Genomic DNA, 12,520 nt, shown 5'->3' with positions numbered 1-12,520 from the left:
GCGGAAGCAAGAAACCCCGCCAATAGCGGGGTTTTTTTTCGCCTGTGCCGCGCCGCCTGCCCCGCCTCAGCCTTGCCCGGGCCGCGTGCCCAGTTCTTTACTCAGCGCTTGCGCCTCTTCCAGCATGGCTTGCAGCTGCGCGTCGTCCACGTGCTGGTCTTCTTTAGCGGAAAGCAGCTGGTCGAAGCGATCGGCCAGTTGCCGTGCACGCTCACCCAACGGCGACGCGAGCGCCCCCCGATCCGGTGTACCGAGGCCACGTAACTGCTCGGGACTGAGTCCCGTGCGGTAGAACGCATACACAAAAGGGATAATACGTTCGTAATTGGGTGCTTTGCTCACGCTATTCTCCTGGCCTGGCTCAACTAAAACAGCCCCGGGTTCGTGCGAACGCGGGGCTGTTATCAAAAGGCTTGTCTGCTTATTGCATCTGCTCGATCATCACATCGCCAAAGCTCGAGCACGATACCTGGGTCGCGCCTTCCATCAGGCGCGCGAAGTCATAGGTGACGCGCTTGGACTGGATGGCTTTACCCATCGCCGAAATGATCAGGTCCGCAGCCTCGACCCATCCCATGTGGCGCAGCATCATCTCGGCCGACAGGATCAGCGAGCCCGGGTTGACGTAGTCCTTGCCGGCATATTTCGGCGCGGTGCCGTGGGTGGCCTCGAACATGGCGACCGAATCCGACATGTTGGCGCCCGGCGCGATGCCGATGCCGCCCACCTGCGCCGCCAGCGCGTCGGAGATGTAGTCGCCGTTCAGGTTCAGGGTGGCGATCACGCTGTACTCGGCCGGACGCAGCAGGATCTGCTGCAGGAAGGCGTCGGCGATCGAATCCTTGACGATGATGTCGCGCCCCGTCTTCGGATTCTTGAACTTGCACCATGGGCCGCCATCGATGAGCTCGGCGCCGAATTCCTTCTGGGCCAGCGCGTAGCCCCAGTCGCGGAAGCCGCCTTCGGTGTACTTCATGATATTGCCCTTGTGGACAATCGTGACCGATGGCTTGTCGTTGTCGATCGCGTACTGGATGGCCTTGCGCACCAGGCGCTCGGTGCCGTCGCGCGAGACCGGCTTGATGCCGATGCCCGAGGTCTCCGGGAAGCGGATCTTCTTGACGCCCATCTCTTTCGTCAGGAAGTCGATGACCTTCTTCACGCCCTCGGAATCGGCCGCCCATTCGATGCCGGCATAGATGTCTTCCGAGTTCTCGCGGAAGATCACCATGTCGGTCTTTTCCGGCTGTTTCAGCGGCGACGGCACGCCCGTGAAGTAGCGAACCGGGCGCAGGCAGACATACAGGTCGAGTTCCTGGCGCAGCGCGACGTTGAGCGAGCGGATGCCGCCGCCGACCGGCGTGGTCAGCGGACCCTTGATCGAAACCACATAGTCCTTCACCGCTTCCAGGGTTTCCGGCGGCAGCCAGACGTCCGGGCCGTACACATTGGTCGACTTCTCGCCGGCATAGATTTCCATCCAGCTGATCTTGCGGGCGCCGCCATAGGCCTTGGCCACCGCCGCGTCGACGACCTTCATCATCACCGGGGTGATGTCGATGCCGGTACCATCGCCTTCGATATAGGGGATGATCGGATGGTCCGGGACGGTCAGCGAGAAGTCGGCATTGACGGTGATTTTCTGGCCGTCGGCAGGAACCTTGATATGTTGGTACATGTGTTCTCCCAAGTGGTCGCATGGCCGGCGCCAGGGGCGGCGGAAAGCTGGCCTGCGATCTACATTACAATATGATGTTGGCTGCCTGTGGTGTGTCTTGTCTTTGTCTTGTATAAGACGCAAGTCGTATCTTGCATTATGCACCAGTCTCGTGCACCTTGCCATTGCAAGCCCCCGCACAGGCGGCCCCTATCGTTCGAGATTCACTTCATGCCGCTGATCCTCTTCAACAAGCCCTTCCAGGTCCTGTGCCAGTTCACGCCCCAGGAAGGCCGCGCCTCCCTCGCCGACTACCTCGCCATTCCCGGCATCTATCCCGCAGGACGGCTGGACGCCGACAGCGAGGGCCTGATGCTGCTCACCGACGACGGCAAGCTGCAGCACCAGATCGCGCATCCCGATCACAAGGAAGCCAAGACTTACCTGGTGCAGGTCGACGGGGTGGCCGATGCCGCCCTGCTCGCGCGCCTGCAGGCGCCGATCGACCTGGGCGACTTCGTCACCAAGCCCTGCCGCGCGGTGCGCATCGCCGAGCCCGAATGGCTGTGGCCGCGCAACCCGCCGATCCGCACGCGCCAGGACAAGCCGACGAGCTGGATCGCGATCACGCTGGAAGAGGGAAAGAACCGGCAGGTGCGGCGCATGACGGCGGCCGTCGGCCTGCCGACGCTGCGGCTGGTGCGGAGCAGTATCGGGCCGTTTTCCTTGCAGACGCATCCCTTGATGCCGGGGGAGTTCGTCGAGGTGCCGGCAAGCGCATTGAGGTAGGGTGGGCACTCCGTGCCCACGCGGATACGGCGTTCGTATTATTTGTTGGCGGTGAAGTATCGCCACGTAGCGTCGACAGAATTGCAGGCGTTTGCGAGCGACGTTTTGATGCTCGTGTCCGAGCGATATGCACCTGCCGCGTGGGCACGGAGTGCCCACCCTACAAAAAAAACCCGCCGGGCTTGCGCCGGGCGGGTTTTTTAACTTAACGACTGCGGATCGGCTTACGCTACCGATTCCAGCGCCGCGTTGAAGGTCGCGCTCGGACGCATGATGGCTTTCACCTTGGCCTCGTCGGCCTTGTAGTAGCCGCCGATGTCGGCCGGCTTGCCCTGCACTGCGAGCAGCTCGGCAACGATCTTCTGCTCGTTCTCCGCCAGCGATTTGGCCAGCGGCGCGAAGTGCGCTGCCAGTTCGGCGTCCTCGGCTTGCTGCGCCAGTTCCTGCGCCCAGTACATCGACAGGTAGAACTGGCTGCCGCGGTTGTCGAGTTCGCCGGTCTTCGGCGATGGCGACTTGCGGTTGTCGAGCAGCTTGCCGGTAGCGGCGTCGAGCGTCCTTGCCAGCACCTTGGCCTTGTTATTGCCGGTCTTGATGCCGAGGTCTTCCAGCGACACGGCCAAGGCCAGGAATTCGCCCAGCGAGTCCCAGCGCAGGTGGTTCTCTTCGGTCAGCTGCTGCACGTGTTTTGGCGCCGAGCCGCCGGCACCGGTCTCGTACATGCCGCCGCCGGCCATCAGCGGGACGATCGACAGCATCTTGGCGCTGGTGCCCAGTTCCAGGATCGGGAACAGGTCGGTCAGGTAGTCGCGCAGGATGTTGCCGGTGACCGAGATGGTGTCCAGGCCGCGCTTGACGCGCTCGAGCGTGTAACGCATCGCACGCACCTGCGACATGATCTGGATGTCCAGGCCGGTGGTGTCGTGGTCCTTCAGGTAAGTGCGCACCTTCTTGATCAGCTCATTCTCGTGCGGACGGTACGGGTCCAGCCAGAACACGGCCGGCATGCCCGAGTTGCGCGCGCGGGTCACGGCCAGCTTGACCCAGTCGCGGATCGGCGCGTCCTTGGTCTGGCACATGCGCCAGATGTCGCCGGCTTCCACGTTCTGGCTCATCAGGACTTCGCCGGTTGCCAGGTCGGTGATGTTGGCCACGCCATCTTCCGGGATCTCGAAGGTCTTGTCGTGCGAGCCGTATTCCTCGGCCTGCTGCGCCATCAGGCCCACGTTCGGGACCGTGCCCATGGTCTTCGGATCGAAGGCGCCGTGCCATTTGCAGAAGTTGATGATCTCCTGGTAGATACGGGCGAAGGTCGATTCGGGAATGACAGCCTTGACTTCCTTCAGGCGGCCGTTGGCATCGTACATCTTGCCGCCGGCACGGATCATCGCAGGCATCGACGCGTCGACGATCACGTCGTTCGGCGAATGGAAATTGGTGATGCCCTTGGTCGAGTCGACCATGGCCAGCGCCGGACGATGCTCCTGGCAGGCGTGCAGGTCGCGCTCGACTTCTTCGCGCTGCGAAGCCGGCAGGTCGGCGATCTTGCTGTACAGGTCGGCCATGCCGTTGTTGACGTTGATGCCGAGGCTGTCGAACAGGGCGCCGTGCTTCTCGAAGGCTTCCTTGTAGAACATGCGCACGCAGTGGCCGAAGACGATCGGGTGCGAGACCTTCATCATCGTCGCCTTCACGTGCAGCGAGAACAGCACACCCGTTTCCCTGGCATCGTTGATCTGCTGTTCGTAGAAGGCCAGCAGGGCCTTGCGGCTCATGAACATCGAATCGATGATCTCGCCGTCCAGCAGCGCGACCTTCGGCTTCAGGACGACCGTCTGGCCGCTCCTGGTGACCAGTTCCATCTTGACGTCGCGCGCGCGGTCGAGCGTCATCGACTTTTCGCCGTGATAGAAGTCGCCATGGGTCATGTGCGACACGTGGGTGCGCGAGGCCGGCGACCATTCGGCCATCGAGTGCGGGTTCTTGCGTGCGTATTCTTTCACGGCGCGCGGGGCGCGGCGGTCGGAGTTACCTTCGCGCAGGACCGGGTTGACCGAGGAGCCGATGCACTTGCCGTAGCGGGCCTTGATCGATTTTTCTTCTTCCGTCTTCGGATCGGCCGGGTAGTCGGGGATGTTGTAGCCCTTGCCCTGCAGTTCCTTGATCGCGGCAACCAGCTGGCCGACCGAGGCGCTGATGTTCGGCAGCTTGATGATGTTCGCGTCCGGCTCGAGCGTCTTCTTGCCCAGCTCGGCCAGCACGTCCGGCACACGCTGCTCAGGCGTCAGGTTTTCCGGGAAGGCGGCCAGGATACGGGCGGCAACCGAGATATCGGCCTGCTCGACCTTGATGCCGGCGGCTTTGGTGAAGGTGCTGACGACTGGCAGGAAGGCGTGGGTCGCCAGCAGCGGCGCCTCGTCGGTCAGGGTGTAGATGATGGTCGGATCACTGCTCATGCGCTATTTCCTCAGTTCTCGCGAAGCTGCCGCGAATATAAAACCTGCATTGGTCAACTTGATAAGTAGCCCCTGTCCACGCGCGCGGCCGGCACCAGGTCCGGACATACTACCCCACCGGGAGCATGATGGACAGGGCGCGACATCCTGCCGTGATGGGGCAGGCGCCGGCGCCTGGCGGCAGGGCTGGAACCCTCGCCGCGATGGAAGTCTTCTATAAGACATAAGATGGGCGTTTCACATTATGCACCAGTATTTTACTGTGCGCTATAGCTTTAGGGGCTAGAAGGATCGGCAATGCGGCCGGCATGGCGGGCGCGCGGCACAGGCGGAACGCGCTAGCATGGCGCACAGCGGTTTCACCTTCCCTTGATCCGACAGGAGCCACCATGAATGCTGTCCGCCAATCCGACGCTTCCGCCATCCCCGCCCTGCGCACGCTGGCCTGGGCCGGCTTCCTGCTCGGCTTTGGCATGGGCGGATTTTTTGACGGCATCCTGCTGCACCAGGTGCTGCAGTGGCACCATCTGCTGTCGCTGGTTCCGGGCGAGCCCTTCCGCGACATCAAGGTGCAGATCCTGGCCGACGGCCTCTTTCACGTCCTGATGTACCTGATTGCCGCGATCGGCCTGTGGAAGCTGTGGAAGGCACGCCGCGCCGCGGCCACGGGCGACCGCCTGCTGCTGGCCAGCGCCGCCTTCGGCTTCGGCGTCTGGAACATCGTCGACGCGGTACTGTTCCACTGGGTGCTGCGCATCCACCACATTCGCCTCGACGTCAATCCCCTCCTCTGGGACTTGCTCTGGTTCGTGGTGTTCGGGCTGGCTTTCGTCGCCCTGACCTGGTGGCTCAACCGGGGTGAAGGCCCGGTCGGCGGGGGCAAGAGCGCCGCCGCGCTGGTGCTGGCAGTGCTGGTCGGCGGGCCGGTCGCGGCCCTGCCGCCCCGGGATACCGATACGGTCATGGTGTTCTTCAAGCCAGGCACGACGCCGAACCAGGTGTTCGCCGGCATCGAGGCGGTCGATGGTCGCATCCTGTGGGCCGCACCCACCGGCGACGTCTGGGCGCTCGACGTGCGCGACAAGGCAAAGACCGCCCTGCTCTACCGGCATGGCGCGTTTTTGGTCAGCAATTCGGCGCTGGCGCTCGGGTGCGTGAAGTGGACGTCGGCGAAGCTGTAGGGTGGGCACTCGCGCCCACGCAGTCCCATCCGACGATCAGAGGCACAGTAATAGAACCGTAGCGTGGACACAGGTGCCGCCCTACGCCCTACGTCGATCTCGCGACACTCAAAAAGCGGGCGGCGGAGCAAAAACACGCCCCACAAGCGGAAAAACCCGCCAGGACCGAAGTCGGGCGGGTCTTTCTTCCACTGTACTGCCTGCGCGGCGCATCGCCGCGCGCCAACCGGTTGTTAGGCCGACAGGGCTTTCAGGGCAGCAGCCAGGCGGCTCTTGTGGCGAGCGGCCTTGTTCTTGTGGATGATCTTTTTGTCGGCGATGCTGTCGATGGTCGACACGGACGACTGGAAGATGCTGGTCGCAGCGGCTTTGTCGCCAGCCTGGATGGCTTTGCGGACAGCCTTGATTGCGGTGCGCAGGGTCGAACGCTGAGCGCTGTTGTGTGCGTTTTGCTTAACTGCTTGACGAGCGCGTTTGCGCGCTTGTGCGGTATTTGCCATGGAATTTCCTAAATCGGGGTCAAGTTGCGTTTGCAAACATTAGCGAGTCAAACTGGCCCATTCCAGTGCCTGCCAAACATAAGTGTCTGCTAACAGAATTCAGTACAGCCCACGATTATAGCGAAGGAATCCCTTCCGAGCAATTCATTCTTCACACTTCCGGCAAGAGAAGCGGCGGAGCGGTTGTTGCACAGCTATAATCTCGCCCCATGAATCTGCTCAAGACCCTCGCTGCCATCTCCAGCATGACCATGGTGTCCCGCGTGACGGGCCTGTTGCGCGAAAGCCTGTTCGCCGCCGCCTTCGGCGCCTCGAACTTCACCGACGCCTTCAACATCGCCTTCCGCTTGCCGAACCTGCTGCGCCGCCTGTTCGCCGAGGGCGCCTTCTCGCAGGCTTTCGTACCGATCATCACCGAGTACAAGACGAAACACGGCCAGCAGGCGACCAAGACCCTGGTCGACCATGTGGCGACCGTGCTGATCTGGGCAACCGTTCTGACCAGCATTGCCGGCATCATCGCGGCACCGGTGCTGATCTACTGGATCGGCGGCGGCCTGCAGCGCGAACCGGCCGCCTTCGATGCCGCGGTCGTCATGACGCGCATGATGTTTCCCTACATCGCCTGCATGGCCTTCGTTGCCCTGTCCAGCGGTGTGCTCAACACCTGGCGCCAGTTCAAGATTCCCGCCATCACCCCCGTCCTGCTGAACCTGTCCTTCATCTTCGCCGCCGTGGTCATGGCCGACTGGTTCGCGCAGCCGATCTATGCAATGGCCGTGGGCGTGTGTATCGGCGGCGTGTTGCAGGTGGCGCTGCAGCTTCCCTCGCTGTTGAAGATCGGCATGCTCCCGCGCCTGGCCATCAACCCGCTGGTCGGCCTGCGCGATGCCGGCGTGCACCGCATGCTGGCCAAGATGGGACCGGCCGTCTTCTCGGTGGCGGCGGCCCAGATCAGCCTCCTGATCAACACCACGATCGCGGCCGGACTGGCAGCGGGCGCCGTGTCGGCACTGCAGTACGCCGACCGGTTGATGGAATTGCCGACGGCCCTGCTCGGCGTGGCCCTGGGGACGATCCTGTTGCCCGGCCTGGCCAAGGCCAATACCGAAGGCGATACCCGCGAATACTCGTCGCTGCTGGACTGGGGCCTGCGCCTGACCTTCCTGCTGTCCCTGCCGGCAGCCGTCGGCCTGGCCACACTGGCCGAGCCGATGATCGCCACCCTGTTCCATTACGGCGCTTTTGATAACGCCGACGTGATCGCCTCCTCGCTGCCGCTGATGGCCTACAGCGCCGGCCTGCTCGGCTTCATTCTCGTCAAGACGCTGGCGCCGGCCTTCTTTGCACGCCAGGACGTACGCACGCCGGTGCGCATCGCCGTGGGCGTGCTGGTCGTCACGCAGCTGTTGAACCTGGTCTTCGTACCGCTCCTGGGCGTGGCCGGACTGGCCCTGTCGATCGGGGTGGGCGCCTGCATCAACGCGGCCCTGCTGTTCACCGGCCTGCGCAAGCGCGGGATCTACCAGCCGGAGCCCGGCTGGGGAAGTTTCGTCCTCAAGCTCGTCATTGCCGTGGCGGTGATGGGCACGGTGGCCTGGTTCGGCCAGGCGCAGCTCGACTGGATCGGCATGCGTGCCCACCCGCTCATGCGCGCCATGGCCCTGCTGGCCATCGTCACCGCCAGCGCGGTGAGCTATTTCGGCGTGCTCGGCGCCCCTGGGCTTCCGCCCGCGCGACTTCAAGCGCCGCGCCAAGTAATCACCGTCCGGACTCGGTGCGTCCGGTCTGCGGTGGCGGTTCCGGGGCGTAACGGGTTCAGGCTCGGGCTCGGGTTCGGGCTCCGGTGGCGGTTCCGGCGGCCTTTCGCGCGGGGGCTCGACAGGCTCAGTGGCCGGCGGTTCGGCCGGTTCGGGTGGCGCCGGCGTGGCGGGAGGCGGCGGAACCGTCGGCGGCGTGCCGGGCTGGCCCGGCTGCCCCGGCTTTCCCGGCTGTCCGGGCTGCCATCCTGCGACCGGCGCCGCGCTCGACACGCTTTGCCCGGCAGCTGTGAACTTCCAGTCCGACAGGTGTTCCTTGTTCTCGAAGTTCTGGAAGCGCGCGTCGAAATTCCCGATCTTCAGCGGGCGGGCCTGCGACAGGCTGTAGACCGCCAGCACGCCGACCCCGCCTGTGCCCCCGCTGCCCGGTAGACCACGCCCCATTCGCTGCGGCCCGTGACCGGGTCGACAAAGATCTTGCGCAGGTGGCGCCGCACGCCCGGGAAGCGCGGGTCCTTCAGTAAATCCTGCAGGGTCGGCGGCGCCGTCGGGAAGCCGCGCGGCGTGGCCGCGGCATAGCTGCGCAGCGCAGCGCTTCGCCATAGGCCGCGCCGATCTCGAGCAGTTCGGCTTCGGCGGCGGCGCGCCGCAGCAGGCTGTCCACCTTCAGCGTCGCCGCGCCCACAGGGCCAGGATGGCAACGAAGACGATCAGGCCGACATAGGTGAAGCCGGCTTCGCCCCCCTGCGTGCGCGCCACTACCATTGCGCGTAGGGACGGCCGTTACGCCCGTTGCCCTGCGCGCCGCTGTGGATGTCGACCACGGCGCCGGGCGTGCTGTCGTCCTCGGGCGGGACGATCGTCCAGGTGGTATCGCTCTCGGTGATCGGATCGACCGGCAAGCGTGGCAGGTATTTTTTCTCCACCAGCTGCTCCAGCGAGTCCGGATAGCGCCCGGTATCGGAATGGAACTGGTCGATCACCGCGCGCACGCTCCTCAGGTTATCCATCAGGATGGTTTCCTTCGCCCCGTCCACGCTGGGGAAGAAGCGCGGCACGGCCAAGGTGAGCAGCAGCGCGACGATGGCCAGCACCACCAGCAGCTCGATCAGGGTAAAGCCACGGAGTCTCCTGGTCATGCTCACCACCGCCTGTAGGGAATGCCGTTCAGGCCGACGCGCGTGGAGGTCGAATATACGTCGTAGACGTCGTCGCCCTCCTTCGGCTCCTCGGCTTCGCTGGCATAGCTGCGCTTGCCCCAGGTCTGGGCGTCGGCCAGCGTGGGATCGGGATTGAAGGGGTCGCGCGGCAGGCGGCGCAAGAAGAAGATTTTCGCCGGCTTCGGACTGCGCTGGTCAAGCACGCCCTCGACCAGCAATTCGAGCCGCTCCGGGTAACCACTGGCGCCCACCGCCTTTTTCACGCGGCCCTCGTCGCTGGCGCGTTTATAGGCGTCGAGCGCGCCGCGGATCTCGCGCAGCGACTGGCGCAGCGCGGCCTCGTTGCGGCGCTGGACCACGGTCTGGCCGACCGGGATCACGAGCGTCGCCAGCAGCGCCAGGATCGCCAGCGTGACAAGGAGTTCAATCAGCGTGAAGCCGCAACTGCGCGTCGGCTCACGACTGAATACGGCCAGTTTCATTGCGTCGGCGGCTGCTGCGTGGGTGAGGCCGGCGGCAAAGGCTGCGTGGCCGGCGCCGGTACCGGCGTCACCTGCGCACCCGAGGGCGCAGTGTAGGGTGCCGGCGGCGGCGTCGTGCCGATCGGCTGCGACAGGGGAACGCCGGTCACCTGCGGCGGCACGCCGGGCGGCGTGGCCGGCTGGCCCAGCGGCGGAGCGATCGGCATCGCGGCCGGACGCGCGCCAGGCTGCACTGTCGGCAGGCGCACCGCGGTATCGGGACGGCGGCGGAAGCTGGCCTCCGTTCCTGCTGAAAATTCGGACGCGCCGGCCGGCGGGCGCTGGATCGTGCGTACCAGGTGCGGCGTGATCGACAGGACGATCTCGGTCTTGTCGTTGGCGTCACGCGTGCTGCCGAACAGGCGGCCCAGGATGGGCAGGTTGCCCATGCCCGGCACCTTGCTGCCGCTGCTGCGGTCCTCGCTGTTGATCAGGCCCGCGAGCACCTGGTTCTCGCCATCCTTCAGCTGCAGCATGGTCTGCGCCGAGCGGGTGCCGATGCGGTAGGCCACAGCGCCCCTCCCGGTCGTGACGGTGTCGACCAGGTTGCTCACTTCGAGCGAGATGCGGATACCGACTTCGTTGTTCAGGTAAATGGTCGGCTCGACGTTGAGCGTCAGGCCCACGTCGACGTAGTTGATCGACTCGGTCAGGACATTGTTCAGGCCACCGCCGCCAGTGGAGTAGTTCGCGGTAATGTTCGGCACCTTGTCGCCGATGACGACTTTCGCCTTTTCCCGGTTGCGCACGCGGATGCGCGGATTGGCCAGCGTGTTCGAATCGGAGTCGGTCTTGTTGGCGTTGACGGTGGCGCTCACGCCCGACACGCCGATCACGCTGCTGCTCAGTCCCCGCAGCTCGTCGATCGACAAGGGCGCGCCATTGCCACCGATGAGGGGCGCGAAGCCCAGGCTCTGCGGCCATGCCACGCCCAGGTCCATGATGCGCGAGCGCTTGATCTCGAGCACCTCGACGTCGAGCATGACTTCCGGCTCGGGCACGTCCTGCAGGGCCACCAGCTGGGTGGCCAGCTTGATTGCCTCCGGGCTGTCGCGCAGGATCACGAGGTTGAGTTTTTCGTCGACCACGACGTCGCGCGATTTCAGGATCGTCTTGAAGGTGTTGGCGATGCTCTTGGCATCGGCATTGGCCAGGTAAAACGTCTTGACCGTCAGCTCCTGGTATTCCTTCAGCTTGGCCGCGCTGTTCGGGAAGATCAGGATGGTGTTGCCGTCCATGACCTGGCGCTCGAGCTGGTTCGTCACCAGCAGGAAGTGCACTGCCGCTTCCACGGTGCTGTTCTTCAGGAAGATCGAGGTGCGTCCGTCCGAGCGCACGTCCTTGTCGAAGACGAAGTTCAGGCCCGAATGGCGCGCGATGATCTCGAACACCTGGCGCAGCGGCGCCTCGCGGAACTCCAGGCTGATCGGCTTGCGGAAGGCCGCGGCCAGCGCCGTGTCGGCGGTCGGTACGGCCTCTTTCTCGTCGAGTTCGGCCAGCAGCAGGCGCGCCGCTTCGTGGCCCGGACGCTCGGTGAGGATGTCGGCCAGCTTGCGGCGTGCCGCCGCGATGTCCTTCTTCTCGATATCGGCACGCGCCGCTTCCAGCCAGGCGGCATGGCGGCGGTCGGCCTCGAGCTGGCGCATGCCGGCGCGGCCGCGCTCGTTGGCCGGATCGACCGCCAGCACCTGCTCGTAGGCGGCGCGCGCGGCATCGGCGCGGCCCGCCGCCAGCTCGCGCTCGGCCTGCTCGATGAAGCGCGTGGTGGTGGCATCGCGCGCGCAGCAGGGCGGCGCGGTAGAGCGGATTGGCGGGATCGGCCTCCACCGCCTCGCGGTACTTGGCCAGCCCTGCCCCCACCCTCCTGGCGCGCGACCAGCGCGTTGCCCTCGTGGTAGGCGCGCTGCGCGGTACAGCCGGCCAGCAGCGTAGCGGCCAGCACAGCAGCAAAGACGCGCATGCGGGAACGGTTCATTACTCGAATACTCCAATGTTGAGCTGCTGGACCTGGTTCAGCGGCAGATAAGTCAGGGTCATCATGGGCGGCGCGATGCGATCGACGCGCCAGGCCCCTTCGATCACGCCGCCTTCATGGGCGATGTGGGTGCGGTCGCCGCTGGCCAGGTAGACTTCCCAGACACCGTCCTCGAGCGCCTTGCCGATCACGGTAAAGGGGAGCGGCGGCGCGCTGGGCGGCGGGGGTGGCGCCGGTTTCGGTGGCGGTGGCGGCGGCGGTGTCCAGTCCTGGCGGCCGAACGGGTCGCGGCTGCCGGCCTTCAGACCGACCCTGGCGTCGCCGATCAGGACCTCGCGCGGCAGCAGGCGGGCGATCGCGGGTGCGGGTTTGGCTTCCTGCGTGGACGCACGCGCCGGCGTGGATGGCGCCTGCGCGGCGGCCGGGGCGCGCTCGACGGCTTCGGCCACCTCGCTCTCGGGCGTGCGGTCGCCAAAGGCGGCCAGCGCCGCCGCCAGCACCGGGCCACGCCCAGCACGACG

At 65.3% G+C, this 12,520-nt stretch carries 12 protein-coding genes and 1 pseudogene; 4 read left to right on the top strand and 9 right to left on the bottom strand.

Annotated features, from left to right (window positions below):
• Positions 1–66: 66 nt before the first annotated feature.
• Both G4G28_RS08045 and icd read right to left on the bottom strand, forming a co-directional pair.
• Entirely contained in the window at positions 67–342 is a 276-nt protein-coding gene (locus tag G4G28_RS08045) for a hypothetical protein (protein WP_182991544.1), read from the bottom strand.
• Positions 343–421: 79 nt separating this feature from the next.
• The gene (icd, locus tag G4G28_RS08040; RefSeq protein ID WP_182991543.1) at positions 422–1,678 is read right to left on the bottom strand and encodes an NADP-dependent isocitrate dehydrogenase; all 1,257 of its coding nucleotides are present in this window, start codon (positions 1,676–1,678) and stop codon (positions 422–424) included.
• Between the two features lie 210 nt (positions 1,679–1,888).
• Between icd and G4G28_RS08035 the strand changes: the two genes are divergently transcribed.
• Positions 1,889–2,446, top strand: coding sequence for a pseudouridine synthase (locus G4G28_RS08035; protein WP_183108228.1), 558 nt, complete (start codon positions 1,889–1,891; stop codon positions 2,444–2,446).
• Between the two features lie 224 nt (positions 2,447–2,670).
• Here G4G28_RS08035 and G4G28_RS08030 read toward each other — a convergent pair whose 3' ends face one another.
• Positions 2,671–4,902 carry an NADP-dependent isocitrate dehydrogenase gene (locus G4G28_RS08030; protein WP_182991541.1) on the bottom strand — a complete coding sequence of 744 codons (2,232 nt, stop codon included), beginning with the start codon at positions 4,900–4,902 and terminating at the stop codon, positions 2,671–2,673.
• 389 nt (positions 4,903–5,291) lie between these two features.
• Between G4G28_RS08030 and G4G28_RS08025 the strand changes: the two genes are divergently transcribed.
• Positions 5,292–6,083, top strand: a complete 792-nt coding sequence (locus tag G4G28_RS08025) for a DUF2243 domain-containing protein (protein ID WP_183108227.1) — start codon at positions 5,292–5,294, stop codon at positions 6,081–6,083.
• 233 nt (positions 6,084–6,316) lie between these two features.
• Here the strand turns inward: G4G28_RS08025 and rpsT are convergent, their stop codons facing one another.
• A complete protein-coding gene (gene rpsT, locus G4G28_RS08020; RefSeq protein WP_056339242.1) occupies positions 6,317–6,583 on the bottom strand; it encodes a 30S ribosomal protein S20 in 267 nt (88 codons plus the stop codon).
• Between the two features lie 209 nt (positions 6,584–6,792).
• On the opposite strand from rpsT, the pseudogene murJ reads away from it, so the two are divergent.
• Together murJ and G4G28_RS25500 are read left to right on the top strand one after the other, a co-directional pair.
• Positions 6,793–8,344 (top strand): annotated as a pseudogene (gene murJ / locus G4G28_RS08015) (murein biosynthesis integral membrane protein MurJ).
• 129 nt (positions 8,345–8,473) lie between these two features.
• Positions 8,474–8,731: a hypothetical protein gene (locus tag G4G28_RS25500; RefSeq protein ID WP_229507953.1), complete on the top strand. Its 258-nt coding sequence runs from the start codon at positions 8,474–8,476 to the stop codon at positions 8,729–8,731.
• A gap of 129 nt (positions 8,732–8,860) precedes the next feature.
• Here G4G28_RS25500 and G4G28_RS25495 read toward each other — a convergent pair whose 3' ends face one another.
• From G4G28_RS25495 to G4G28_RS07990, 5 genes are all read right to left on the bottom strand, one after another.
• Positions 8,861–9,007 carry a hypothetical protein gene (locus tag G4G28_RS25495; protein ID WP_229507952.1) on the bottom strand — a complete coding sequence of 49 codons (147 nt, stop codon included), beginning with the start codon at positions 9,005–9,007 and terminating at the stop codon, positions 8,861–8,863.
• A 94-nt stretch (positions 9,008–9,101) separates the two neighbouring features.
• Positions 9,102–9,482, bottom strand: coding sequence for a type II secretion system protein (locus G4G28_RS08005; RefSeq protein ID WP_182991538.1), 381 nt, complete (start codon positions 9,480–9,482; stop codon positions 9,102–9,104).
• 2 nt (positions 9,483–9,484) lie between these two features.
• Entirely contained in the window at positions 9,485–9,985 is a 501-nt protein-coding gene (locus G4G28_RS08000; protein ID WP_182991537.1) for a prepilin-type N-terminal cleavage/methylation domain-containing protein, read from the bottom strand.
• Positions 9,982–12,015 carry a secretin N-terminal domain-containing protein gene (locus tag G4G28_RS07995; protein ID WP_229507951.1) on the bottom strand — a complete coding sequence of 678 codons (2,034 nt, stop codon included), beginning with the start codon at positions 12,013–12,015 and terminating at the stop codon, positions 9,982–9,984. Before G4G28_RS07995 ends, G4G28_RS08000 begins: the two co-directional genes overlap by 4 nt.
• A complete protein-coding gene (locus G4G28_RS07990) occupies positions 11,999–12,499 on the bottom strand; it encodes a hypothetical protein (protein ID WP_183108226.1) in 501 nt (166 codons plus the stop codon). Before G4G28_RS07990 ends, G4G28_RS07995 begins: the two co-directional genes overlap by 17 nt.
• Positions 12,500–12,520: the final 21 nt, after the last annotated feature.

The sequence above is a fragment of the Massilia sp. Dwa41.01b genome, from assembly GCF_014171775.1.
Lineage (GTDB): Bacteria > Pseudomonadota > Gammaproteobacteria > Burkholderiales > Burkholderiaceae_D > Telluria.
This window is presented reverse-complemented; position numbering and strand designations above follow the sequence as displayed.

Coding starts and splice junctions, on each gene's coding strand:
- icd (WP_182991543.1), bottom strand. CDS start 1,678: ATGTACCAACATATCAAGGTTCCTGCCGACGGCCAGAAAATCACCGTC.
- G4G28_RS08035 (WP_183108228.1), top strand. CDS start 1,889: ATGCCGCTGATCCTCTTCAACAAGCCCTTCCAGGTCCTGTGCCAGTTC.
- G4G28_RS08030 (WP_182991541.1), bottom strand. CDS start 4,902: ATGAGCAGTGATCCGACCATCATCTACACCCTGACCGACGAGGCGCCG.
- G4G28_RS08025 (WP_183108227.1), top strand. CDS start 5,292: ATGAATGCTGTCCGCCAATCCGACGCTTCCGCCATCCCCGCCCTGCGC.
- rpsT (WP_056339242.1), bottom strand. CDS start 6,583: ATGGCAAATACCGCACAAGCGCGCAAACGCGCTCGTCAAGCAGTTAAG.
- G4G28_RS08005 (WP_182991538.1), bottom strand. CDS start 9,482: ATGACCAGGAGACTCCGTGGCTTTACCCTGATCGAGCTGCTGGTGGTG.
- G4G28_RS08000 (WP_182991537.1), bottom strand. CDS start 9,985: ATGAAACTGGCCGTATTCAGTCGTGAGCCGACGCGCAGTTGCGGCTTC.